Raw genomic sequence first — 23,211 nt, 5'->3', positions numbered from 1 at the left:
CATAGTGCCTCTGGCGCAGCCGTTCTAGAGTGAAGGCTCGTTCCCGACAAAAAGCATAACGACGCGAACATGAGCCAAGCCGATCTGATTACCCCTATCCGTTTTATCGCTCACCTGCCCGCCACCTTCAGCCGCGTGCCGCGTATGTTGCGTGGGCTGTATTACGCCGGCATCCGCAACCGCGAAAAGAATCTCTCGTTGGCTTGGGCCTTGGAGCGTGCCGCCGACCTGTATGGCGAGCGCCCGGCGGTGCTCGAAGAACACCGTCAGCTGAGCTACGCGCAGTTCAACGCCTGGGCCAACCGCCTGGCGCGCGCGCTGCAAAAGCAAGGCGTAGTGCATGGCAGTGTGGTAGCGGTGATGTTGGAAAACCGCATTGAAGTGCTGTTGCTGCTGGCCGCTCTGGCCAAGCTCGGCGCGGTGGGTGCGTTGGTCAATACCACCCAGCGCGGCCAGGTGCTGGTGCACAGCCTTAATCTGGTAACGCCCAGTCATTTTGTGATTGGTGAAGAGCTGCGCGAACCCTTTGAAGCCGTGCGCGAGCAAGTGCACGGCAGCGACCAACACTGTTACTGGCTGAGCGATGGCGACAGCCTTAACACCCCCAGCGCCGCACCGGATGGCTGGCAGGATTTGATGGACCTGGCCTGGAGCGAGCGCCACGACAACCTGCCCGACAGCGCCAAGGTGCGCCTCAAAGACCCGTGCTTTCTGATTTACACCTCCGGTACCACCGGCCTGCCCAAGGCCTCGATCATGAGCCACGGCAAGTGGATCAAGGCCTACGGCGGCTTCGGCCATTCGGGCTTGGGCCTCAATGAGCGGGACGTGCTCTACCTGACCCTGCCCTGCTACCACAACAACGCCGTAACCGTGTGCTGGAGCGCGGCCCTGGCCGGTGGCGCGGCCATCGCCCTGCGCCGGCGCTTTTCCGCCAGCGCCTTCTGGAAAGACGTGCAGCACTACCAGGCCACCTGTTTTGGTTATATCGGCGAACTGTGCCGCTACCTGCTGAACCAGCCGGCGTGCCCGCAAGAGCTGAACAACACCCTGACCTGCATGATCGGCAACGGCCTGCGGCCCTCAATCTGGGGCGAGTTCAAACAGCGTTTCGGCATCGAGCGCATCACCGAGTTCTATGCCTCGAGCGAGGGCAATATCGGCTTTACCAACGTATTCAACTTCGACAATACCGTCGGCTATTCCCCGGCCACTTACGCCATCGTGCGCTACGACCTGGAAAACGACCGGCCGCTGCGCACCAAGAAGAACTTTCTGCAAAAGGCCGACAAGGGCGAGCCGGGCTTGCTGATTACCGAGATCAGCGCCAAGTGGCCGTTTGACGGCTACACCGACCCGGCCAAAAGCGAAGCGGTGATTCTGCGCAATGTGTTCAAGAAGGGCGACGCCTGGTTCAACACCGGCGACCTGATGCGCGATATCGGCTTCAAGCACACCCAGTTCGTGGATCGGCTGGGCGATACGTTCCGCTGGAAGGGTGAAAACGTGTCCACCACGGAAGTGGAGAATGCCTTGGGCAGCTTTGCCGGAATTGAAGATGCCGTGGTGTACGGCGTGGAAATTCCCGGAACCAATGGCCGCTGCGGCATGGCGGCGCTGCGCCTGGCGCCGGGGTTGCAGCTCGATTGCAGCGAATTGGCGGCACATTTGGACCGAGAGCTGCCGGCGTACGCCGCGCCGCAGTTTGTGCGCTTGCTGCGCGAGGTGGAGACCACCGGGACGTTCAAGTACAAAAAGAATGATTTGAAAACCGCGGCCTATAACCCGCAGCTGGTGACTGACCCGCTGTATGTGCGGTTACCGGGCAGCGGCCAGTTCGAGGTGTTGGATGGGGCGGTGTATGAGGCGATTCAGGCGGGGGTGCATCGGTTTTAACGGGGAACCGCAGCGTCTGCAATTACCCCCTCACCCTAACCCTCTCCCCCAGGGGGGCGAGGGGATCAGACCGCATCCAGGTCGGCTCCCCTCGCCCGCTAGGTCGGCCGGACAGGCGAGAGGGGCTGGGGGTGAGGGGCTCTTTAGTGGCGAAACTTGAACTGCAACTCCGCCCCATCCACCGTATCCAGCAACCCCGCATCCTTGTTCTGATCGCGGCTATGTTCGTTGGTAATGACCCGCCCGCCCACTTCAAATGGGCTTTGCGCACCGGGCTTCTCCGCAAACATCTGCGGCAGTAGAGCCGGGGTCTCTTCTTTGTTTGGCGCAGGCTCACTGGCGCCAAACGCAGCCACTTCCGGCTGCAATTTCTGCACGGCATCTTTGGGTAGGTGCAGGTTCAATTTGGGCTTGTCGATCTTGGCCTGTTTTACCGCGTCGCTGGCTTTTTTCTGGGCCGGGGTTTGCGGTTTGGCCACTTGCAGCCGCTGAATCTTGTCCGGCGGTTGTGGCGCGCGCACTTGAACGGCGGGCTTTTCTGCCGGTGTGGTGGCGGGCTTTGCAGCCGGCGGTTCGGGCAGCGGCTTCAGCTCGCTTTTCACCAGTGGCTCGAAGGGCTTGGCGGTTTTCACCGCTGCCGGTTTGGGCTCGGGTTTGGCGGGTTCGCTGGGCGTGGCCACTGGCGCAGGGGCTTGGGTCACGGTCGGCGCTTGCGGCGCCGGCGGCGTTTTGGGCGGGGTCGGGTCTTTGTCACAGGCGCCCACTACCAAAAGGGCCAGCAACAAACCAACGGATCGAATAGTCATCATGGTGCAGTAGTCGAACTCTACAGAGGCCAACATGCTCGCGCGCTCAGCCATCACTGGCAAGCGCGCATTCCGGGCAACAGGTTCTGCTGCCCTTCTACTGCTGACCACGTTCATGCTGTAAACGTTGCAACTGCTCGCGTAGATCCTGTTGTGGGTAGAGTTGTTGCAAAGTATGCAATTGCTGCTCGGCAAGCGCGGTGTGGCCGCTGCGTTGCAGCTGCAGAATCTGCTGCAGGCTGCGCTGCAACTGCGCCTGGTCATGGCTGGCGTCGGCCTGGGCTTTGCGCGCCAGAACGGGCGGCGCAGCCGGTGCAACAGCGTCGGCAAAGGGCGCAGCCGCCGCAGGGGGCGTGGCTTCCAGCTTGCCCATTTGCTCATTCAATTGGCCGCTGACAACGGCTGGCGCCTGTTTGCGCATCTCGGCGCGGGGACGTGCCACTTCCTCGCTGGCCTTCTTTTCCGCCATCGGCGCCATGGCCGGAGCCGGTACAGACAAGGCCATCGGCGCGGCGTCGTATTGCTGCTCTGGCGCTTGCTCCATGGTGCGCGTGGCCAGCCCCACACCAATACCCAGGGTGGCAATGCTGGCAAAAGCCATGGACCAGCGCGCACGCTGGCTGCCGCCAAACCACCAGCCATGCAGGCGGCTCAAAGCTGATGCCTTGGCTGCCGGTCGCTGCTGGTTCGCCGCGTGCGCCTGGGCGGCGGCCAGAATGCGCGCATCCAGCTCGGGCGGCGGCACCTGTTCGCTGTGGCGGCGGTAGTGCTCGAGCATCTGCTGTTCTAGCGCAGCGCTTTCGCGTGGGTCGTGTGTCATGGGGATACCTCGTCGGCGGTGGCCGGGTCCGTCAGCAACCGTCGTAACTTGCTCAATGCGTAGCGCAGGCGGCTTTTTACCGTTTCCGCCGGGGTTTGCGTCAGCGCGGCGATTTCGCCCAGGTCCAGGTCACCGTGGGCGCGCAGCAGGAACACTTCACGCTGCTCAGCCGGCAGATCGTCCAGCGCTGCCTGCAGACGCTGTTGATCACGGGTCAGGCTGAGCTGCTGCTCCGGGTTGGGCTGGCTGTCGACCTCGGCGTGCAGCTGTTCGTCGTACTCGTCTTGCAGGTATTGGCGCTTGCCGTGCTTGCGCCAATGGTCGATTAAACGGTTGCGGGCGATCTGGTACAGCCAGGTGGTGAACTGCACCGCCTCGCGCTGCTGCGATTCGCTGCGGATCAGGCTCATCCAGGTTTCCTGGAATATTTCTTCGGCCAATGCGGCGTCGTTGCACAGGCCACAGAGAAAACGGAACAGCCCCAGGCGATGGCGGCCGTAGAGCACCGCAAACGCCTGGCTATCGCCCTGCCGGTAGCGACGCAACAGCTCGGCGTCGCTCGGCAGTAACGTGGAGGGAGAAGGAGCGGCTGTCACGCTAGTCGACCTTGGCCATGGTTGTTGAGGCTTTAGGGGTGGAAGACGGATTGGCCGCAGTGTGCAGGCTCTGCGCCAGTTCCACCAGTTGCACGAACTCGGCACGCAGCCCGAAGCGGTCGTCACCCTTGGCGCCACGGGCTAATTCGGCGCTGGCAGCCAGGTCGAAGCCTTGGGTGTATTGGCCACCTTTGAGCTGTTGGGCAAAGGCCGCTACCGCGGCGGCAAAGCGCAGGTCGGCGCTGGCTTCGCTGATGGCCGGCGCCTTGGCGTCGGCAGCAATCGGCACTTCCAGCAACCGGCTTTGCGCCTGCTCCGGGGCTTTGTAGCGAATGCGCAGCAGGGCCATTTCACTGGATGCGGCGCGCTTGGCATCGGCCTGTTGGTAACGCAGCGGCTCCAGCCAGCCTTTGTTGCCCGCCGGCACGATTTCGTACAACGCCGTTACGGTGTGGCCCGCGCCAATCTCGCCGGCATCCACTTTGTCGTTGCTGAAATCTTCGCGTTTCAACGCGCGGTTTTCATAGCCGAGCAAAAGGTATTCGCTGACGTGCGCGGGGTTGAATTCCACTTGGATTTTCACGTCTTTGGCCACCGTCACCAACGTCGAACTCAGTTGCTGCACCAGCACCTTGCGGGCTTCGCGCAGGTTGTCGATATAGGCGTAGTTGCCGTTGCCGGCATCGGCCAGTTGCTCCATCAACTGCTCGTTGTAGTTGTCGGTGCCAAAGCCCAGGGTGGTGAGCGACACGCCGGTCTGGCGTTTGTCTTCGGCGAGTTTTTTCAGGCTGTCGAAGTCGCTGATGCCGACGTTGAAGTCACCATCGGTGGCCAGCAGGATACGGTTGATGCCGTGGGCGACAAAGCCTTGCTGCGCCTGCTGATACGCCAGCTGAATGCCCGACTCCCCTGCCGTGGAACCGCCGGCCTGCAACTGCTCGATGGCGGCGCGGATCTTGGCTTTTTCGCTGCCCGGCGTCGGCGCCAGTACCACCCGTGATTCGCCGGCGTACACCACCAGCGACACCTTGTCTTCGGCGCGCAATTGGTCCACCAGCAACTTCAGCGTGCTCTGCACCAGCGGCAAGCCATCGGGGCGGTCCATGGAACCGGAGACATCCACCAGAAACACCAGATTGGCCGGCGGCATGGCCTGGCTTTGCAGCTCCGAGGCTTTGATGGCGACTTTTAGCAGCCGGCTATTGGGGTTCCACGGCGTAACCGCGAGCTCGGTGCTGACGCCGAAGGGGGTGTCGCCACTGGCCGGCGGGTAGCTATAGGGGAAGTAGTTCACCAATTCTTCCAACCGCACTGCTTCTTCGGGCGGCAGTTGGCCACGGTTGAGAAAGCGACGTACGTTGGCGTAACTGCCGGTGTCGACGTCGATGCTGAAGGTGGACACCGGGTCCTGGGCGACGGCGTGGATCGGGTTGTCGGCTAGCTTTTGATACTGCTCGCGGTAGACGTCCTGGTAACCCGGTGCCTGGGTGTCGGCCATGGGGGCGACTGCAATGCGTGGGGCGGGCATTACGCTGCCGGCCACGGGGGTACTTTTTCTAAGTTCGGCGGGCGCGGCCTGCTCGGCCAGCACGTCGCGGGAATAACTGAGCGGCTCGGGGGCAGCCGGGGGTTTCGCGGCAACGGCGTCCGATTCCTTCACCGAGCAGGCGCTGAGCGCCAGGGCCAGACCACCGGCGAAACCGTAGAACAGGGGCAAGCGGGATAGAACGAGATAGTGAGCCATGGGGGCGTCTCCTGGGGGGCCATTCGCTCAGGTAGACGGAGGGGTTTTGCGGTTGGGGTTAAGCGGGGGTGAGAAAATTCTCGAGAATGTGAAAAGTGCCGAGATTCTGGATCCCTGCCTGCGCAGGGATGACGGTGATAGTTGTAGAAACTCCGTCATTCCCGCGTAGGCGGGAATCCAGAATGCTGAGTCGAGCGTGGTTTACAGCAGATTCGGCGTCTCCTGGCACAACTGATTCGCCAACATCCCAAGCGTCATGATCGCCCGCTCCGATTCCCGGTTCCACGGTATCCCGCAGTTCAACCGCACGCAGTGGTTGAACTGCTCGGTATTACTGAAGATCAGCCCCGGCGCGATGCTGATGCCTTGTTGCAGGGCGCGCACGTGCAGGTCTTTGGTGTTTACCCGGCGCGGCAGGCTGACCCAGAGAATAAAGCCGCCCTTGGGCCGGGTGATCTGGGTGCCTTCGGGAAAGTACTGCTGCACGGCCAGTTGAAAGGCGCTGAGGTTTTTGCGGTATTCGTGGCGGATGTAGCGCAGGTGCCGGTCGTAGCCGCCGTTTTCCAGGTAGGCCGCCACGCCCATCTGCGTGACGCTGCACGCCGAATGGGTGGTGAAGGTTTGCAAGCGCTGGATGTCGTCCTGGTATTTGCTGGCGATGATCCAGCCGACCCGCACGCCCGGCGAGAGGGTTTTCGAGAAGCTGGAGCAGTACAGTACGCGCCCTTCTCTATCGTGCGACTTCAAGGCTTTGGTCGGGCCTTGTTCGAACAGCAACTCGCCGTAAATATCGTCTTCAACGATATGAAAATCGAACTCGCGGGCCTGACGCAGCAGTTGTTTCTGCCGGTCTTCGGGAATGGTGCCGCCCAGTGGGTTGCTCAGGCGCGCGGTGAGCACCAGTGCTTTGATCGGCCATTGGCTGGCGGCCAGTTGCAGCGCTTCAAGGCTGATGCCGGTGCCAGGGTCGCTGGGAATTTCGATGACTTTCAGGCCCAGCAGGTCGGCCAATTGCAGCAAGCCGTAATAGGTGGGTGACTCGGTGGCAATCAGGTCGCCCGGTTTGGTCAGCACGCGCAGCGACATCTGCAGGGCATCAACGCAGCCGTGGGTGATCACCACTTCTGCCGGGTCCACCACCACGCCGGCATCGCGCATACGAATGGCCACCTGACGGCGCAGCGGCTCGAAGCCTGGGCTGAACATATAGCTGAAGGCGCGCGGGCTTTGAAAGCGGGTGACCTTGGCCAACTGCTGGTGCAATGCGCGCACCGGCAGGTAGTCCACGTGCGGCACCGCAGCGCCGAAGGGGAACACGCCTTCGCGGCGTGCTTCGGTAAGTACTTGATGAATGATGGAGCTGCGGGTGACCAGGCCTGGGCGCTCTACCCGCGCGATATCGGGGGTGGCAGCGGTCAGGGCCGGCGTTTGGTGCACGTAGAAACCCGACTGCGGCCGCGCGCGGATCAGGCCCTGGTCTTCGAGATTGGCGTAGGCCTGCAATACTGTGGCATGGCTGACGTTCAGCTGTGAGCTCATCTTGCGCACCGACGGCACGCGCTCGCCCGGCTGGTAAACGCCACGGCGAATATCCTCAGCCAATTGCTGGGCGATACGTTGATAGAGCAACAGACTGGTCATGGCGGCTTTCCTGGGTTGTACGCGAACACCGATACAGTAGCGAAACAGTTTAGAACTGAACCGGCACAGTTGGGGTTTTTGTTTTGCATACAGAACAGGAATAAAAAGCCCCGGTGCTTGCGGCAACCGGGGCTTTTCTAAAGCGAAGGGCGCTCTAGCGATCCGACCCCAGCTTGCCTTGGTCATCGGAGAACACGATTTCCACCCGGCGATTTTGCGCGCGGCCACGATTGGAGGCGTTTTCGGTGACCGGGAAATCGGCACCGTACCCCACTACCTGAATGCGCTTCTCGTCGATACCGAGGTCGATCATGGTATCGGCCACGGCCTGGGCGCGGGCTTTGGACAGGGTGAGGTTTTCCTCGCTGCTGCCGCGGTTGTCGGTGTAACCCTCAACCCGCACCACGCGCCGTGGGTTGAGTTGCAGGAACTGAGTGAGCTTGAGCAGGGTGCGGTTGGCGGCGGGTTTGAGCTCGCTGTCGGCCGGGTCAAACAGCACGTCGCCCAGGGTCAGCACCAGGCCGCGGTCGGTCTCGGTGGTGGCCAGGTTGATCTGCTCTTCGAGCCACTTGCCTTGCTGCTGCACGCTCACCAGCTTGGCTTCACGCAGGTTCAGTTGCAGACGCTCGATTTCCAGTTGCAGCTTGGCCTGGCGCTCCTGGTTGATGCTGAGCTTGGTGTGCTCGGTGGCAATCGCGCTGTAGCGCTGGCTGAGGTAGGCGTAGTGCTCGACATCAGCGTCGCTGCCCCAGTAAGTGGACAGGCGATCGGCACGCGACAGCGAGTCGCCAGCGCGGATCACATCACGGGGGGCATAGCGCAGCGCGTCGGTGTCTTCTTTGACTTTCTGGAAGCTGTCACGCGCTGCTTCCAGGCTTTGTTCGGCATCGGGCTGAGTGGCACAGCCGGCGAGCAGCGAAACGGCCAGCAGGGCCAGGGTCAGGCGCATGGAATTGGCGTTCATGGCATCTCCCCCAGTTGCTTGTGGAGACGCTTGATGCGGGCGTTGAGGTCGGCCAGCTGCTTTTCGCTCTTGCTGGTCAGCGCACGGCCTTCGGCCAGGCGCGCGTCCAGTTCAGCCTGCTCGGCAAACATGCGGGCGCGTTTGTAGTCTTCTTCATTCATGTTCTTTTGCGCCCGGGCCAGCTTCTGCTCAGCCAGCACCATTTCCGGGATCTGCTCGTCGGCGCCTACTGCCTTGGCTTGCTCGACGGCCTGTTCAGTCAGGCGCATTTGCTCGTTGGGCGCGGGGTCTTTGGTACAACCGACCAGGGCCATCACGACCAGGCTGGTTGCCAGTATGCGTCTTTGAATCACGAAAAATTCCTACTGTTTCGGGGGAGTTGCCGGTTGTAACTGCTGCGTTTTCCATAGCTCGAGGTTGCGTTGCAGCAGGGTTTCCGGCACGCCAGAGGCGGCCAATTCTGTCATCTTTTTCGCCAGTTGTCCGCGCAGCCAGGGCTCGTTGCAGGCGGAGTTGAACGACAGCGTGAGGTACAGACCTTCACTGGAGATCGGCGGTTCCAGCGCTTCGAGGTCGGCGGTCATGCCCAGGGTTTCGGCCAAGGCCAAGCCGGGGTAGCGCTCGTAAAGAACGTAGTCGGTGCGTTCGAGCAGCAGCTTTTGGTAAGCCTGAGTGAGGCTCGGCACGGTTTCGAGGTTGAGGTTGTCTTTGGCGTAGTGATCGAAGGCCTGGCCAAAACTGTTGTTCACCAGGGTGCCGCCGGTGTGCAGGCGCAGGTCTTCCCACTGGTTGTACGGGAAACCTTTGCCGCGCTTGACCCAGACCACGCTGGCGGTTTCGAGGAAGGCGGGATGGATGTAGTCCATGGTTTCCAGGCGCGGCAGCGTCAGGAACGCGCCGGCGATCATGTCGACCCGGCCGGTGCGCACATCTTCCTGCGCCCGTGACCAGGGGCCGGTGTAGATCACGTCGATGGCTACGCCCAACTCGCTGCCCAATTGCTTGAGCAGATCGGCGTTGGCGCCAATCAGCACTTTGGGGTTGGCCGGGTCGCGCCATAAATAAGGGGGGTATTCGGGGTTGCCCGTAGCCACCAGGCGTTCACACTTTCCAGCGGCAGCGCTCAAGCCCGGAACACCGGCGAGCAGCAACAACAGCGCGATAAAGTGGCGTATCTGCATTAACGGATTTCCCGAACAGAACGATGGTTTGGATTGCAGGCGCGAGAAGCTGACAATACACAGCGTCATGCTAGCTTAGACGAATTGAAATAATTATTGGCGATAAGGACGGCCCATGAAAAAACTACTGGTTGGCTTTGCGATCTGTGTGGCAGCAATTGCCGCCCTGCTCTATTTCTCCCCGGCTGCGTTGATGGCTACTGCGCAATTTGCCGAACGCCAAGGGGCCGGCTTGAGCAATGAGCAGGTCATGGTGGGCGACCTGAGCATTCACTACTACCACGGAGGCCCGGCAGACGGTGAAACCCTGCTGATGATTCACGGCTTCGGCGCCAACAAAGACAATTGGGTGCGCTTTTCCAAGTTCTTCACCAAACGCTACAACGTGATTGCCCTCGACCTGCCCGGTTTCGGTGATAGCAGCAAACCCGATGCCAGTTACGACGTGGGGACTCAGGCCGAGCGAGTGTCGTCGTTTGTAGAAACGCTGGGCGTGGGCAAAGTGCACGTAGTCGGCAACTCCATGGGCGGGCAAATCGCTGCACTGTTGGCCTCGCGTCACCCTGAGCAAGTGCGCTCCCTTGCGCTGTTCGACAACAGCGGCGTGACCTCACCGGTTAAAAGCGAGCTCTACGAAATTCTGCAACGCGGCGAACCCAACCCGCTGGTTGCCCGCGACGCGGAGGGTTTTGACAGGTTGGTAAGCTTCGTATTTGTTGAACCGCCGAAAGTGCCTGCCAACGTGCGGCGCTACATGGCGGAGCAGGCAAGCGCCAGAAGTGAGCAAAACGCCAAGATATTCAGCCAACTGCTCGCGCGCCCGATTCCATTGGAACCGGAACTGCCGAAAATCCAGGCCCCTACCCTGCTGTTGTGGGGCGACAAGGATCGCACGCTCGATGTATCCAGCATTGATGTGATGAAGCCGCTGCTGAAGAACCCGACGGTGGTGATCATGAAGAACTGTGGGCATGTGCCGATGATTGAGCGGCCTGAAGAAACAGCCGGGCATTACCAGGACTTTTTGAACAGCGTGAAAGGCTAGATCGTAGGATGAGGCGAGCCATAGGCGAACCCCTTCGATTCGCGTAACGATGGGTTCTGCTTTGCTCTACCCATCCTACGGTTCGAGTTTGATGAAATCGTAAGGCATAAAAAAACCCGCTCACTGAGCGGGTTTTTCTTGGGCGGGAAGCGCTGGGCTTAAACCAGTTTTTCCAGCTCAGGTACAGCTTCGAACAAGTCCGCAACCAGACCGTAATCGGCAACCTGGAAGATCGGCGCTTCTTCGTCTTTGTTGATGGCGACGATGACTTTGGAGTCCTTCATACCCGCCAAGTGCTGGATGGCACCGGAGATACCGACCGCAATGTACAGCTGCGGTGCGACGATCTTGCCGGTCTGGCCAACCTGCATGTCGTTCGGTACGAAACCGGCGTCGACAGCGGCGCGCGAAGCACCCACGGCAGCGCCGAGTTTGTCGGCCAGTGCGTAGAGGTGTTTGAAGTTGTCACCGTTCTGCATGCCACGACCGCCGGAAACGACGATTTTGGCAGCGGTCAGCTCAGGACGGTCGGACTTGGCCAGCTCTTCGCCAACAAAGGACGACTTACCAGCGTCGCTCGGGCCGCTAACTGCTTCAACAGCAGCGGAACCGCCTTCAGCAGCAACCGGATCGAAACCGGTGGAACGCACGGTGATCACTTTCACGGCAGCCGAAGACTGCACGGTAGCGATGGCGTTACCGGCGTAGATCGGACGCTTGAAGGTGTCGGCGCTTTCTACCGAGATGATCTCGGAGATCTGATCAACGTCCAGTGCAGCGGCAACGCGCGGCAGGATGTTTTTGCCGTTGGACGTAGCGCTAGCCAGGATGTGGCTGTAGCTCTTGCCAAGGTCTGCGATCAGCGGTGCGACGTTTTCCGGCAGTTGGTTAGCGTAGGCAGCGTTGTCGGCTACCAGCACTTTCGAAACGCCAGCGATCTTGGCAGCAGCTTCAGCAGCGGCGCCGGCATTGCTGCCTGCAACCAGCACGTGAATGTCACCACCGATTTTTGCAGCAGCAGCCACAGTGTTCAGGGTGGCAGGTGCCAGGGCGGAATTGGTGTGTTCAGCGATAACCAGGATAGTCATTTAGATTACCTTCGCCTCGTTCTTCAGTTTCTCGACCAGTTCAGCAACCGACTTGACCTTGATACCCGCGCTGCGAGCAGCCGGCGCTTCTACTTTCAAGGTTTTGACGGTGGACGAGGTGGAGACGCCCAAAGCGTCTGGAGTAACAACTTCCAGCGGCTTCTTCTTGGCTTTCATGATGTTCGGCAGCGACGCGTAGCGCGGTTCGTTCAGGCGCAGGTCGGTGGTCACGATAGCCGGCAGGTTAAGCGCAACGGTCTGCAGACCGCCGTCGATTTCGCGGGTTACGTTGACCTTGTCGCCAGCCACTTCAACCTTGGAGGCGAAGGTGCCTTGGGCGTAGCCGCTCAGGGCAGCCAGCATCTGGCCGGTCTGGTTGTTGTCGCTGTCGATGGCTTGTTTGCCGAGGATGACCAGCGAAGGCTGCTCTTTATCGACTACAGCCTTGAGCAGCTTGGCCACGGCGAGCGAGTTCAGCTCTTCCGCAGTGTCGACCAGAATGGCGCGGTCAGCACCCAGAGCCAGCGCGGTGCGCAGTTGCTCTTGAGCCGTGTTCGGGCCGATGGAAACCACGACGATCTCGGTAGCCACGCCTTTTTCTTTCAGGCGGACGGCTTCTTCTACGGCGATTTCGCAGAAGGGATTCATCGACATTTTGACGTTGGCGAGATCAACGCCGGAGTTGTCCGCTTTGACTCGGACCTTGACGTTGTAGTCAACCACTCGTTTGACAGCTACAAGAACCTTCATTGATTCCTCGTTACTCTCCGGTGAATAAGAAGTCGCCAATAAACAATGGCGGGCGATGCTCGTCGGCCGGAACCGACGGTCAGCCTACAGCACGGCTAGCGCAAAACCGCCCGTATCTTGACCGTATCACCCAAACGGGTCAATACGACAAAATGGCCACTTTAAGCCGTGTAAACCTGATTCTAGCAGCCTATTTGAAAATTCAAACAAACGTTTGTATTGGACCCGTCGGGGTCCGTGGATATAATGCGCCGACATGGCTTACGGAACGAGCCCGATCCTCAAATAAAACATAGATAGAGCCTGAGTAGGAGATAGCCTGTGGAACGCGAATTTATGGAGTTCGACGTCGTCATCGTTGGCGCCGGCCCAGCTGGCCTGTCCGCCGCCTGCCGACTGAAGCAGAAAGCCGCTGAAGCGGGTAAAGAAATCAGCGTTTGCGTGGTCGAGAAAGGCTCCGAGGTCGGCGCCCACATCCTCTCCGGTGCTGTCTTCGAACCCCGCGCCCTGAACGAACTGTTCCCGGACTGGAAAGAGCTCGGCGCCCCGCTGAACACCCCGGTCAAGCGTGACGACATTTATGTCCTCAAGAACGAGACCAGCGCTTCGAAAGTGCCTGACCTGTTTGTGCCGAAAACCATGCACAACGAAGGCAACTACATTATCTCCCTCGGCAACCTGTGCCGCTGGCTGGCCCAGCAGGCTGAAAACCTGGGCGTGGAAGTCTACCCAGGCTTCGCCGCTCAGGAAGCGCTGATCAACGAGAACGGCGTGGTCACCGGCATTCTGACCGGCGATCTGGGCGTTGACCGTGAAGGCCATCCTAAAGAAGGCGTGTACACCCCCGGCATGGAACTGCGCGGCAAGTACACCCTGTTCGCCGAAGGCTGCCGTGGCCATATCGGCAAGCAACTGATCAAGAAGTACAACCTGGACAGCGACGCCGACGCCCAGCACTACGGCATTGGCATCAAGGAAATCTGGGACATCGACCCGTCCAAGCACGAGCAAGGCCTGGTGGTGCACACCGCCGGCTGGCCGCTGGACATCGTAGGCACCGAAAACACCGGTGGTTCGTTCCTCTATCACCTGGAAAACAATCAGGTGGTGGTCGGTCTGATCGTCGACCTGTCCTACGCCAACCCGCACCTGTCGCCGTTCGATGAGTTCCAGCGCTACAAGCATCACCCGGTAATCAAACAGTATCTGGAAGGCGGCAAACGCGTTTCCTACGGCGCTCGCGCCATCTGCAAAGGCGGCCTCAACTCGCTGCCGAAGATGGTATTCAATGGCGGCGCACTGATCGGTTGCGACCTCGGCACCCTGAACTTCGCCAAGATCAAAGGCAGCCACACCGCGATGAAGTCCGGCATGCTCGCTGCTGACGCCGTAGCCGATGCGCTGTTCGCCGGCAGCGAAGGCGGCGACCTGCTCAATGGCTACGTCGAGTCCTTCAAAGCCAGCTGGCTGTACGACGAGCTGTTCCGCAGCCGTAACTTCGGCCCGGCGCTGCACAAGTTCGGCCCGCTGCTGGGTGGCGCGTTCAACTTCGTCGACCAGAACATTTTCGGCGGCAAGATCCCGTTCACCCTGCACGACACCAAGCCGGATTACGCCTGCCTGAAGCCGGCCGCCGAAGCGAAAAAGATCGCCTACCCGAAACCGGACGGCAAACTCAGCTTCGACAAGCTCAGCTCGGTATTCCTCTCCAACACCAACCATGAAGAGGAACAACCCTGCCACCTGAAGCTGATCGACCCGAGCATTCCGCTGCTGAAAAACCTGCCGCTCTATGACGAGCCTGCGCAGCGTTATTGCCCAGCTGGCGTGTACGAGATCGTCACGCAGGAAAGCGGCGAGAAGAAGTTCCAGATCAACGCGCAGAACTGCGTGCACTGCAAAACCTGCGACATCAAGGACCCGTCCCAGAACATCAACTGGGTGGCGCCTGAAGGCGCTGGCGGTCCGAACTACCCCAATATGTGATTCAGTTGGGTAATAAAAAAGGCTCCTTCGGGAGCCTTTTTTATTACCTGCCGATCAGCTGCGCATCGGCCGGGCGGCTTTAAAGCTGTTTTTTTGAATGCTCATTGGCTACAGCCAACTGCGCTTCAAAAAACAACTTTGCCTTGCCCGACTCTAGCTCGCTCGATCTTGATTTGCGTGAGGCATACACCCCAAAAGCCAAAAGCGATGGCGCAATCGTCACCTATTCGCCGAATCAATCCGGCTGCGGCGCTATCGGGAAAAACTCGCCACCACTCCACAACCCCAGCCAGCTCTGGCCATCAATCTCACGCGGCACGGCCAGCTCAACCAGTTGGTAAAACACATTGCGATGTATCAGCGCCTCAAGGTTGGTGCGGATATGCACGTAAGGCGCCGGCTCCTGGGTAACCGGGTCGATCACAAAGCGCAGCGGATGCTCGGGCCCGGCTTCGGCCATATCTTCAACATTGGTGGTAAAGCGCAACACCTGAGCCTCGCCCTCGCCTTCCACCTCGACGCTCACGGCGACAAAGGGTGCGTCGTCGACCTTGATGCCAACCTTTTCTACCGGAGTAATCAGAAAGTAGTTATCGCCGTCGCGGCGAATGATGGTGGAGAACAGCCGCACCATGGGCTTGCGGCCAATAGGCGTACCCAGGTAATACCAGGTGCCGTCGCGGGCGATGCGCATGTCGATATCGCCGCAGAAATCAGGGTTCCACAGGTGCACCGGCGGCAGGCCTTTGCTTTTGGGAATTTGCCCGAGCAGGTCGCCCGCCTTGCCTGGATCAGTCATGCCCTCTCCTTTTATTCATTCAAACCCAGCAGGCGTCGCGCGTATTCCTGCATGGGTGGCCCGAGCAGATCGTCGGGCTTATTGTCGTATAACGTCAGAAAACCGCCACGACTGCGAACTCTTACGGTGTCCACCAGGTAGCGGGTGTTGGTCTCGATCAACATCACCTGAATCACACTGTGGTCTACGCCCAGGCGGTCCAGCGCTTCCTGATCTTCCCACTCTTCTTGCGTACCAATGCGGTCATCGGCATTGGCGAAGTGTGCATACAGCAGGTAATTCGCCCCGGCCGCGCGGGCCTGGCTCAATGACTCATCCAGCCCGGCCGGCGCTCTGGCGCGACGCACCATGGGAAAATATTCGACAAAGCCATCGAACGCCTGTTCCGCCACAACGTTCGGGCGCGGTGTATGACCGCCCGGCGGTACAAAATGGCCCTGGGCTATATAGATGAAGGAATCGGGCTGCAAACGCCACGGGCTCGACCGACGAATGTCGCTATGGTCAAGAAAACCGGCATCGCTCATCTGATTGAGAACGCCATCGGTCATATCGCTGACTTTCATGCAGCCCCCAAGGGCCAGCAGCGTCAGCAGCACAATCAGGCTACGCATGGTGAATCTCCGCATGCCGGTGACGGAAAACCGGCGAACAACGCGGGTCTTGCAGCTTCCGCGCCAGCTCACAGGCCGCGTTGCCATTCCTGGCGCAAACGCGCCTGCTGCGGTTGCTCGATGGCCTGACGAACCTGCGCCAGCAAGCGCGCCTTATCGGCACCCAAATTGCCCTTGAGCACCAGGTAATTGGAGGCATGGTCGCTGCGAAATACCGTGTTGTTCAATTCCAGCCCTTGCAGCAAGCGCTCGACCTCGACAAACAACTGGTGCTGGCTCAGCGGCTGATAATCGGCAAACCCTTGGCGAAAACGCGCCTCGCCCTGGGGGAAGCTCACCACCAGCGTCGAGAGAAACTCCGGCTGCGCTTCGCTCATCAAACGCGCTGAATTGTCGGCGTGCTGCTCGCTCAGGGTCGTACCGCCCAAACCATTGAGGATCATCACCGAGCGAGTGATGCCGGCCTGTCCGAGCTTATCCAGCGCGCTAAGGCTAGACTCGAAGGTCTCGCCCTTGTTCACTCGCGCCAGCACCTCATCATCCCCCGACTCGGCGCCGACATAGGCCATTCTCAGGCCGGCATCAGCCAATTCCTTCAGTTCTTCAACCGATTTTTTGCGCAGGTTGCGCGGCAGGCAGTAGCTCGAAACACGGTCGACTTCGGGCATATGTTCACGGATGGCGCGCAGGATCGTGAGCAGACGCCGTGTCGGCAGCACGAGCGCATCGCCATCGGCCAGGAATATGCGCTGCACAATCAGCTGTTCGCCGCAGCGGCGAATCTCCTCCAGCACGTCAGCCTCATCCCGCGCACGAAACTTCTTTTGCTCAGGCGTGTACATCTCGCAAAAGCCGCACTTGTTCCACGAGCAGCCGTTGGTCACCGGCAGAATCAGGGAATGGGCTTCGCTCGGCGGGCGGAATACCGGTTCTATATAGCTAATAGGGAAAGACTGAGCGCCCATGCACAACGACTCTTGAATGGAGGTGGAAAAGGCTGATGGTTAGCCGCCGATGATTTTCATCACGGTAACGCCGCCCGAAAAGGCGACTTCTTGCTTGTCACCCAGCGCTTTCATCAGCAGCCCTTGCAAAGCGGGCAGCGCCTGATGGCGAGGTTTTTCCAGCAGGTCGCCCACATAGTGGCGATTACTCGACGACAGGCAACCATGCAGCCAGCCTGTCGAGGACAAGCGCAGGCGCGAGCAGGTACGGCAGAACGGCACGCTTTCGTTGGCGATCACGCCAAAATGGCCGTGGCCGGGAATTTCGTAGCGCAGCGCGGTAGCGTCGAGCGGCGCGTCGGCCTGCTGGTATTCGTAGCGTTCGCCGATCAGCTCGAGCAGCGCGGGCATGCTGATGAATTGCTGCTGAAAGCTGTTGCCGTCGCGCGCCAGGTGGCCCATGCGCATCAGCTCGATAAAGCGCAGCTCGAAGCCGCGTTCCAGGCAGTAGTCCAGCAGTGGCAGTACCTGATCGATGTTCTGGCCGCGCAGCGGCACCATGTTCAGCTTGATCTTGATACCCGCCGCACGCGCCTGCTCCAGGCCGTCCAGCACGGTCGCCAGATCACCGCCACGGGCGATACGGCGAAACGCGGTGGCGTCGAGGGTATCCAGGGAAACGTTGAGTCGGCGGATGCCGGCATTCAGCAGCACCGGAAGTTTCTTCGTCAGCAACTGCCCGTTGGTGGTCAGGCTGATATCGCGCAAACCCAAAGTGCTGACACCATGCAACAAGGCTTCGAGCTTGGGGCTGACCAGGGGCTCACCGCCGGTAATGCGCAGCTGTTCGATGCCCGCCGCCTCGATCAGGTAGGCGACACCGCGCACCAAGGCCTCGGCCGACAACTCGTCCTGTGCCGCGACCAGACGTTTGCCGTCCGGCACGCAGTAGGTGCAGGCGTAGTTGCAGGCGGCGGTCAGGCTGATTCGCAGATTGCGGAAACGTCTGCCCTGGCGGTCGACGATCATGGATAACTCCGACGAGGAATACGCCGCAGTATATGCCCGCAGTCAGCCAATTCGCATACGCTGGTAGGCGAAATAGGCTGACTGAATGGGCTCAAATGGCGGGGGTCTCGCCGTCGCGTTTGCGCTTGTTGCCCATGCGCACGCCGATGTCCATCAGGAATTGGAAGAAGCCTTCCTGGTCTTCCAATACGTTGCTCCAGAACGGCGAGTGGTACAGCGCAACAGCGCCGTGTACCAAGGCCCAGGCGGCGCAGTAGTGGAAGTACGGCGGCACGTCTTCGAGCTTGCCTTCGGCGATGCGGCCTTTGATCAGCAAGGTCAGGCGCTCGAAGTTGGAGGCACGGATCTTGTGCAGTTGCTCGACCATTTCCGGCACCTGATTGCCCTTGACCACCTTCTCTTCCAGGCGGTCGAACAAGCGGTAGCGCTGCGGATCGCGCATGCGGAATTCAAAGTAGGCGCGCGACAGCGCTTCCTTGTCGCGGTCGACGTCTGCCGAATGCAGCAATTCATTCAAATCGCGCTCGTAGTCGAGCATCAGGCGCAGGTAAACCTCGGCCTTGGATTTGAAGTGCTTGTAGATAGTGCCTTTGCCAATACCCACGGCGTCGGCGATCATCTCGACCGTGACGCTATCCTCACCCTGTTCAAGGAAGAGTTTCAGCGCGACATCGAGAATCTCTTGCTCGCGGCGGCGAAATTCACGGATCTTTCGGGGTTCTTTCTGCATAGGAAGAGACTGCGGCGGTCAAAAATCGAAGCCGCGTATTATGCCTATTTAGTGCCAAATTGCACGGATCATCAGACCATGTACGCCTTTCATGACGAGTTTAAGCAAGATCCCGAGCTGCGCTATCTCAATCACGCCGCCGTAGCACCCTGGCCACGACGGGCCTCGCTGGCGGTGGCGCAGTTCGCCGAAGAGAACGTTTTACTCGGCGCGCGAGACTATGCGAACTGGATGAATCTGGAGCAGCGCCTACGCGAACGCCTGATGCGCTTGCTCAACGCCCCGTCGACCGACGATATCGCGCTGGTAAAAAATACCTCTGAAGCATTGTCGTTCGTGGCATTTGGTCTGGACTGGCAACCAGGCCAGCAAATCATCATCAGCGACGAAGAATTTCCCTCCAACCGGATCGTCTGGGAAGCCCTGGCACCTCTTGGCGTGGAAGTGGTGCAGGTAAGCCTCAGCGGCCCGGACCCGGAGCAGAACCTGCTCAATGCCTGTGGCCCGCATACCCGCCTGATGGCCATCAGCGCCGTACAGTTTGCCAGTGGCCTGCGCCTGGACCTGAACAAGCTAGGTCACGGCTGCCGTCAGCGCGATGTGCTGTTTTGCGTGGATGCCATCCAGCAGCTGGGCGCGCAGCCGTTCGATGTGCAAGCCAACCAATGCGACTTCGCCATGGCGGACGGTCATAAATGGCTGCTAGGGCCGGAAGGTCTAGGGGTTTTCTACTGCCGCGCCGAGCTGCGTGAACAGCTGAAATTGCATGAATACGGCTGGCATATGCTGGAACGCATGGGTGATTACACCCGCACCGACTGGGAACCGGCCCGCAGCGCGCGGCGCTTTGAATGCGGCAGCCCGAATATGCTTGGGGCCATGGCGCTGGAAGCCAGCCTGTCGTTGCTGGAAGACGTGGGCATGGCGCAAGTGGCCGAGCTGATCGAGGAGCGCGTCCAGTGGCTGCAGGATGGGCTTGGCGCCATTGAAGGCGTGGTGCTGCATACGCCGCTCAATCCGCTGCGACGGGCGGGCATTATTACGTTTAGCGTGGAGGGCCAGGATACTCAGGCGCTGTATCAGCGGCTGAAAGAGGCGAACGTGGTGTGCATTCCGCGCGGAAAAGGCATCCGTCTGTCGCCGCATTTTTATACCGAGAAGCGGGTGATCGACGAGACGTTGGCCTTGCTTGCACAGGCGGTTGCTGGCTGAGAACTCAACAGCTGCGCCAGTATTCCAAATCCGTTTAAGCAACGGGGCGGCTGCACTGGCGGATTGGGGAAGTTAACCAATACTTGAGAGTACTGGAGGGGGCATCTCCCCCAAGTGTCCCGCCAGCCAAGGTACCGTGGACTGCGTACCTTGATTTACTCCTAATGGTCTTAACCCGGAGTCACCCCCAGACTCCGGGTTTTTTTTGAATTCGGTTTTTGAGCTGCTGCGCTCGGCCATGCTGCGTTGGCGGCAGGGATCGAAATGCTCATTGGCTAGAGCCAACTCCGCTTTCTCGCCCTACCTCCGCCTTGCCTGACCTTCGCTCGCGACGCTCAAAAATCCGAATTCTCAAGTACGCCGGGAAGATCAAGATCAAGAGCGGCTTCGCTTCGCTGGCCAGAGATCGGTCTTTGCAGGAGAGGCTTTAGCCTCGAGCGTTTGGCACTCCGAGGCTCGCCGGCCGATTTTTCCGATACGCTGGTTAGGCGTAGGGCGAATATCCGCAAAGCGGATATCCGCCGAGTCGCACTAAAGGGTAACGGCCGTTAACTGGCTACATGCGCCAGCGGGAACAGGCGTTTGAAGTTTTCGGTGGTCTGTGCGGCAAAGGCTTCGTAGTCGACGCCGCGGTGCTGGGCGAGGAATTCGGCGACTTCGCGGACGTATTGCGGCAGGTTGGGTTTGCCGCGGAAGGGAATCGGGGCGAGATACGGTGCGTCGGTTTCGACTAACAGCCGGTCGGCCGGAACCTGGCGGGCGACTTCGCGCAGTGCGTCGGCGTTGCGGAAGGTGACGATACCGGATAGGGAAATGTAGAAGCCCAGGTCCAGCGCGGCCTTGGCCATCGGCCAGTCTTCGGTGAAGCAGTGCAACACGCCGGCAGTTGGCAGTGCGGCGTCGCGCAACAGTTCCAATGTGTCGGCGCGGGCTTCTCGGGTGTGGACGATGACGGGCTTGCCAGTGATTTTGGCGGCCTCAAGGTGCAGGCGGAAGGCTTCGCGCTGCAACTCGGCGGCTTCGGGTTCGTAGTGGTAGTCCAGGCCGGTTTCGCCGATGGCCACCACACGTGGGTGGTTGAGTTCGCCCAGCAGCCAGTCCAGCGCGGGGGCGGCGCCGGGTTCGAGGTCAAGCGGGTGCACGCCTACCGAGCAGTCAACGTCGGCGTAACGCTCGGCCAGGCCTTTGACGGCGGCGGCGTTATCGGCGCTGACGCCTATGCACAGAAAATGGCCGACACCCCGGGCGCGCGCGGCGTCCAGTGCGGCATCCAGAGAGCCGCCGTGAACGGCGAGGTCCAGGCGATCGAGGTGACAGTGGGAGTCGACAAGCATGTGCGGCGGGCTTACATCGTGTGGGTTGGGCGATCGGAGGTCAGTGCACCGGCCAGGTAGGTTTCGATCTTGTTGCGGGCGGTGTTGTCGCCGTCGTTGAACTGCACACCTACACCGGCTGCGCGGTTGCCTTGCGCACCTTTGGGAGTGATCCAGACGACTTTGCCGGCGACCGGGATTTTTTCCGGTTCGTCCATCAGGTTCAGCAGCATGAACACCTCGTCGCCCAACTTGTAGCTTTTGTTGGTGGGGATGAACAAACCGCCGTTTTTGATAAAGGGCATGTATGCGGCATAGAGCACGGATTTGTCCTTGATCGTCAGGGACAGGATTCCGTTACGCGGGCCAAGATTCGGTGGCATGCTCATGCTGCATTCCTAGCTTACTGATTCAAGGGCTGATTCTAGCCTTGTCCGGGCAGACTTGCCCACTGCACAAGGAGTGCTTCGAGTAGCAAAACACGATTCAAGTTGGCTTTGCCCAACACTTTTTGCCGTTGCGCCAGCAACCACTCCTGAATCGCCAACACTTTGCCCTGCCCCGACTTGTCGGCCAGGTACTGCACGACCTTGCGCATATCGGCCAGGCCCAGCCCCTCTTCGTCCTTCGTGAGTTGGTAACGCAGCGTCAGTTGCGCCCATTCGCAGAACCAATCGAACAATTGCAGCAGCGGAATACTGTTCCAGCCTTCGGCCAATTGGCTGGCGGCAACCTGCTGTTTCAGCAATTTCTTTACGCCATCGACCACCTGGGCCCGCTGTTCGCGCACGCCCTGGGCGTTGAGCTTGACGGCGTTGAGTGGCGAGCCGGCAGCCAGGGTCAGCAACTCGACACGCTCCTCTTCGCTGCTTTGCGGGAGCGCGGTCGCCAGCCAGGCCAAACTCTGCGCCTCGCTGGGCAATGGGCAAGCTTGTTGTACGCAGCGGCTTTTCACCGTGGGCAGCAGGCGGCTGGGCTGGTGACAAACCAGTAGGAGCACGGTATCGCCGGACGGCTCTTCCAGACTTTTCAGCAGCGCGTTGGCGGCGTTGAGATTCATGGATTCGGCCGGTTCGACCAGCACCACTTTGCGTCCGCCCATCTGCGCGGTCTGCACCACAAAACTCACCAGCTCTCGAACCTGGTCGACCTTGATGGCTTTATCGGCTTCTTCAGGCTCCAGAACGAAATTGTCCGGGTGCGTGCCGGCTGCCAACAGCAAGCAGGATTTGCACTGACCACAGGCTTTGAGGTCCTGCGGCGAACGGCACAGCAGCGCCGCCATAAGGTTTTCCGCCATGGCACGCTTGCCGATACCGGCCGGACCATGCAGCAGATAGGCGTGGGCATGTTGCGCACGGCCGGCCAGGGTTTGCCAGAGCGCTGCCTGCCAGGGGAAGACTTCAGCCACGGGCGCGCTCCAGCAATTCCGGCAACAGAGCGTCCAGTTGCACCTGCACTTCAGCAAGCGACTGCGCGGCATCTACCACGCGGTAACGCTGTGGATCGGCTTCGGCCCGTTGTAGATAGGCTTGACGCACGGCGTCAAAGAACGCCCGCCCCTCTTGTTCAAAACGGTCCAGACGGCCACGGGCGCTGGCACGGGCCAGGCCGACCTCGACGGGCAAGTCGAAGATCAGTGTCAGATCAGGGCGCAATTCGCCTTGGACAAAGCTTTCCAGCGTGGCGATGCGCTCCTGCGACAGACCACGACCACCGCCCTGGTAGGCGTAGGTAGCATCGGTAAATCGATCACATAACACTACGGCGCCCCGTGCCAACGCCGGGCGGATGACCTGCGCCAAGTGCTGGGCGCGGGCGGCGAACACCAGCAGCAGTTCGGTATCGGCGGCCATCGGCTCGTCGCTCGGCGCCAATAGCAATTCGCGAATGCGCTCGGCCAGCGGCGTGCCACCCGGTTCGCGGCTCAGCACCACGTCCAGGCCCTGGGCACGCAGGTGCTCGGCCAGGTATTCGCGGTTGGTGCTTTTGCCGGCGCCTTCCGGGCCTTCGAGGGTAATAAACAGGCCAGTCACAGGCGGTCCCTTAATGC

At 60.4% G+C, this 23,211-nt stretch carries 23 protein-coding genes; 4 read left to right on the top strand and 19 right to left on the bottom strand.

Going from position 1 to position 23,211, the window contains the following annotated elements:
- Positions 1-69 precede the first annotated feature (69 nt).
- Entirely contained in the window at positions 70-1,896 is a 1,827-nt protein-coding gene (locus PKE98_RS23775) for a long-chain-acyl-CoA synthetase (protein WP_271197904.1), read from the top strand.
- A gap of 143 nt (positions 1,897-2,039) precedes the next feature.
- Here the strand turns inward: PKE98_RS23775 and PKE98_RS23770 are convergent, their stop codons facing one another.
- The 8 genes from PKE98_RS23770 to PKE98_RS23735 all read right to left on the bottom strand — a co-directional run bounded on the left by PKE98_RS23770 (position 2,040) and on the right by PKE98_RS23735 (position 9,648).
- Positions 2,040-2,738 (bottom strand): hypothetical protein, encoded by a 699-nt coding sequence (locus tag PKE98_RS23770; protein ID WP_271197903.1) that lies wholly within the window; start codon positions 2,736-2,738, stop codon positions 2,040-2,042.
- 61 nt (positions 2,739-2,799) lie between these two features.
- The gene (locus tag PKE98_RS23765) at positions 2,800-3,522 is read right to left on the bottom strand and encodes a hypothetical protein (RefSeq protein ID WP_271197902.1); all 723 of its coding nucleotides are present in this window, start codon (positions 3,520-3,522) and stop codon (positions 2,800-2,802) included.
- Complete coding sequence (locus tag PKE98_RS23760) at positions 3,519-4,118, bottom strand: RNA polymerase sigma factor (RefSeq protein WP_271197901.1); 600 nt, start codon at positions 4,116-4,118, stop codon at positions 3,519-3,521. The genes PKE98_RS23765 and PKE98_RS23760 overlap by 4 nt, the downstream gene beginning before the upstream one ends.
- Position 4,119: 1 nt before the next feature.
- Positions 4,120-5,862 (bottom strand): vWA domain-containing protein, encoded by a 1,743-nt coding sequence (locus tag PKE98_RS23755; RefSeq protein ID WP_271197900.1) that lies wholly within the window; start codon positions 5,860-5,862, stop codon positions 4,120-4,122.
- Between the two features lie 201 nt (positions 5,863-6,063).
- On the bottom strand, positions 6,064-7,503 hold the full coding sequence (locus tag PKE98_RS23750) for an aminotransferase-like domain-containing protein (RefSeq protein ID WP_271197899.1): 1,440 nt from the start codon (positions 7,501-7,503) through the stop codon (positions 6,064-6,066).
- A 154-nt stretch (positions 7,504-7,657) separates the two neighbouring features.
- Positions 7,658-8,467, bottom strand: a complete 810-nt coding sequence (locus PKE98_RS23745) for an OmpA family protein (RefSeq protein ID WP_271197898.1) — start codon at positions 8,465-8,467, stop codon at positions 7,658-7,660.
- Positions 8,464-8,781, bottom strand: coding sequence for a DUF4398 domain-containing protein (locus PKE98_RS23740; RefSeq protein ID WP_271197921.1), 318 nt, complete (start codon positions 8,779-8,781; stop codon positions 8,464-8,466). The genes PKE98_RS23745 and PKE98_RS23740 overlap by 4 nt, the downstream gene beginning before the upstream one ends.
- 48 nt (positions 8,782-8,829) lie before the next feature.
- Positions 8,830-9,648 (bottom strand): substrate-binding periplasmic protein, encoded by an 819-nt coding sequence (locus PKE98_RS23735; protein WP_271197897.1) that lies wholly within the window; start codon positions 9,646-9,648, stop codon positions 8,830-8,832.
- Positions 9,649-9,763: 115 nt separating this feature from the next.
- Between PKE98_RS23735 and PKE98_RS23730 the strand changes: the two genes are divergently transcribed.
- Entirely contained in the window at positions 9,764-10,693 is a 930-nt protein-coding gene (locus PKE98_RS23730) for an alpha/beta fold hydrolase (RefSeq protein ID WP_271197896.1), read from the top strand.
- A 158-nt stretch (positions 10,694-10,851) separates the two neighbouring features.
- On the opposite strand, the gene PKE98_RS23725 is transcribed toward PKE98_RS23730, so the two are convergent.
- Both PKE98_RS23725 and PKE98_RS23720 read right to left on the bottom strand, forming a co-directional pair.
- The gene (locus PKE98_RS23725) at positions 10,852-11,781 is read right to left on the bottom strand and encodes an electron transfer flavoprotein subunit alpha/FixB family protein (RefSeq protein WP_271197895.1); all 930 of its coding nucleotides are present in this window, start codon (positions 11,779-11,781) and stop codon (positions 10,852-10,854) included.
- On the bottom strand, positions 11,782-12,531 hold the full coding sequence (locus PKE98_RS23720) for an electron transfer flavoprotein subunit beta/FixA family protein (protein WP_271197894.1): 750 nt from the start codon (positions 12,529-12,531) through the stop codon (positions 11,782-11,784).
- A 321-nt stretch (positions 12,532-12,852) separates the two neighbouring features.
- Here PKE98_RS23720 and PKE98_RS23715 point away from each other — a divergent pair, with 321 nt between their 5' ends.
- The gene (locus tag PKE98_RS23715; protein WP_271197893.1) at positions 12,853-14,517 is read left to right on the top strand and encodes an electron transfer flavoprotein-ubiquinone oxidoreductase; all 1,665 of its coding nucleotides are present in this window, start codon (positions 12,853-12,855) and stop codon (positions 14,515-14,517) included.
- A 235-nt stretch (positions 14,518-14,752) separates the two neighbouring features.
- Here PKE98_RS23715 and PKE98_RS23710 read toward each other — a convergent pair whose 3' ends face one another.
- From PKE98_RS23710 to PKE98_RS23690, 5 genes are all read right to left on the bottom strand, one after another.
- Complete coding sequence (locus PKE98_RS23710) at positions 14,753-15,316, bottom strand: DUF1285 domain-containing protein (RefSeq protein ID WP_271197892.1); 564 nt, start codon at positions 15,314-15,316, stop codon at positions 14,753-14,755.
- 11 nt (positions 15,317-15,327) lie between these two features.
- Positions 15,328-15,930: a DUF4823 domain-containing protein gene (locus tag PKE98_RS23705; RefSeq protein WP_271197891.1), complete on the bottom strand. Its 603-nt coding sequence runs from the start codon at positions 15,928-15,930 to the stop codon at positions 15,328-15,330.
- 68 nt (positions 15,931-15,998) lie between these two features.
- Positions 15,999-16,895 carry a radical SAM protein gene (locus PKE98_RS23700; RefSeq protein WP_271197890.1) on the bottom strand — a complete coding sequence of 299 codons (897 nt, stop codon included), beginning with the start codon at positions 16,893-16,895 and terminating at the stop codon, positions 15,999-16,001.
- Between the two features lie 39 nt (positions 16,896-16,934).
- Entirely contained in the window at positions 16,935-17,903 is a 969-nt protein-coding gene (locus PKE98_RS23695; protein ID WP_271197889.1) for a GTP 3',8-cyclase MoaA, read from the bottom strand.
- A 91-nt stretch (positions 17,904-17,994) separates the two neighbouring features.
- Entirely contained in the window at positions 17,995-18,633 is a 639-nt protein-coding gene (locus PKE98_RS23690; protein WP_271197888.1) for a TetR/AcrR family transcriptional regulator, read from the bottom strand.
- A gap of 78 nt (positions 18,634-18,711) precedes the next feature.
- Between PKE98_RS23690 and PKE98_RS23685 the strand changes: the two genes are divergently transcribed.
- A complete protein-coding gene (locus PKE98_RS23685; RefSeq protein ID WP_271197887.1) occupies positions 18,712-19,845 on the top strand; it encodes an aminotransferase class V-fold PLP-dependent enzyme in 1,134 nt (377 codons plus the stop codon).
- A gap of 548 nt (positions 19,846-20,393) precedes the next feature.
- Here the strand turns inward: PKE98_RS23685 and PKE98_RS23680 are convergent.
- The 4 genes from PKE98_RS23680 to tmk are packed head-to-tail and all read right to left on the bottom strand — an operon-like array spanning position 20,394 to position 23,194.
- Entirely contained in the window at positions 20,394-21,179 is a 786-nt protein-coding gene (locus PKE98_RS23680; protein WP_271197886.1) for a TatD family hydrolase, read from the bottom strand.
- A gap of 11 nt (positions 21,180-21,190) precedes the next feature.
- Entirely contained in the window at positions 21,191-21,547 is a 357-nt protein-coding gene (locus PKE98_RS23675; RefSeq protein ID WP_108097397.1) for a PilZ domain-containing protein, read from the bottom strand.
- A 35-nt stretch (positions 21,548-21,582) separates the two neighbouring features.
- A complete protein-coding gene (locus PKE98_RS23670; protein ID WP_271197885.1) occupies positions 21,583-22,569 on the bottom strand; it encodes a DNA polymerase III subunit delta' in 987 nt (328 codons plus the stop codon).
- Positions 22,562-23,194, bottom strand: a complete 633-nt coding sequence (tmk, locus tag PKE98_RS23665) for a dTMP kinase (protein WP_271197884.1) — start codon at positions 23,192-23,194, stop codon at positions 22,562-22,564. Before tmk ends, PKE98_RS23670 begins: the two co-directional genes overlap by 8 nt.
- Positions 23,195-23,211: the final 17 nt, after the last annotated feature.

This window comes from Pseudomonas turukhanskensis (assembly GCF_027922365.1).
GTDB lineage: Bacteria > Pseudomonadota > Gammaproteobacteria > Pseudomonadales > Pseudomonadaceae > Aquipseudomonas > Aquipseudomonas turukhanskensis.
Note: the sequence above shows the minus strand (reverse complement) of the source record. Positions and strands in the feature narration are given on the sequence as shown.